The sequence below is a fragment of the Oleiphilus sp. HI0066 genome (genome assembly GCF_001635725.1).
Genome location: NZ_LWFH01001310.1, coordinates 1 through 994 on the forward strand (window position 1 = coordinate 1; position 994 = coordinate 994).

General features: G+C 45.3%; 1 protein-coding gene. It reads left to right on the forward strand.

Features of this window, described 5'->3' with window-relative positions; all coding sequences use genetic code 11:
* The coding region (locus tag A3738_RS31285) for a hypothetical protein (RefSeq protein WP_197473925.1) at positions 1-994 on the forward strand (994 nt) is incomplete at both ends.

Sequence of the window (994 nt, forward strand, 5' to 3'; positions counted from 1 at the left end):
GCAGGTCAAGTTCAAACGCTGACAATACCCGTTGGTGTAGTCGATCAAAGCGGTGCGACTGACACGCAGAACTTAACCATTACCGTGCACGGAAAAGATGAGTATACCCCACCTGTCATCAGTATCGATATTGACATTGCCAATGGTGGTCTGGTTCCCCAAGCAGGCATTATTGGCGGGCCTTCCGTAGCTAGCTATGAATATGACTTAGATATTTCTGTCCATAAAAATCCAGGAGAAACTATAGACAGTATCGCTCTAACACATCTACCCAATGGTGTAGCTCTCATCTATGACAATGGCCACTCGGTACCGCAAAGCCACAATAGCTATCAAATCGATCCGGCACTCAGTGACCAACTAAAACTGATCTCTGATCATGCGCTTACCGCGACCAATTCAGGTTTTGAAACTACCGTTGTCACCACAGATACTGGCAGTGGTTTACAAGCGACTTCCGTCATCGATGCTCAGGGACAAGTTCAGGTCAGTACTGTTAATTCGGTTACCCACGATGAGTCTATCGATAATAATGAACTATTGAATGAATTTACCATTGATGATCAGCAAATGACTGCATCGTTAGTCGCAGAGCAGTTTGAATATTCATTTAGCGATGAACCTCTTCTTAACTTTTCTGCAGCTCATGAACAGCTTCAGGAAGAAAATAGCTCAGACAGAACAGATCAGAAATCTCTTGATACTTCAGAAGAGCGCGCCGCTACTGTTCTTGGTGGAGCCTCTGAAAATGAGGCAAACGATGCTTTACAAACCATGATTGAAGAACATCTAACAGCCCACCACAAGACTAAGGTAAAAGACGAAGCAAACATTGCAACGAAGAGTGGCGATAGTGAGCATTCTGATGGCGCTCAGAGCCAAACGGACCTTGCTGTAGACGGCACAGAACCAGACGAGTCAGTGGGTGGCAGTTCAAGCTCACATTTAGATAGTTTAGTGGCCAAACCCGATGATGATAGTTTGCCGCCGATAT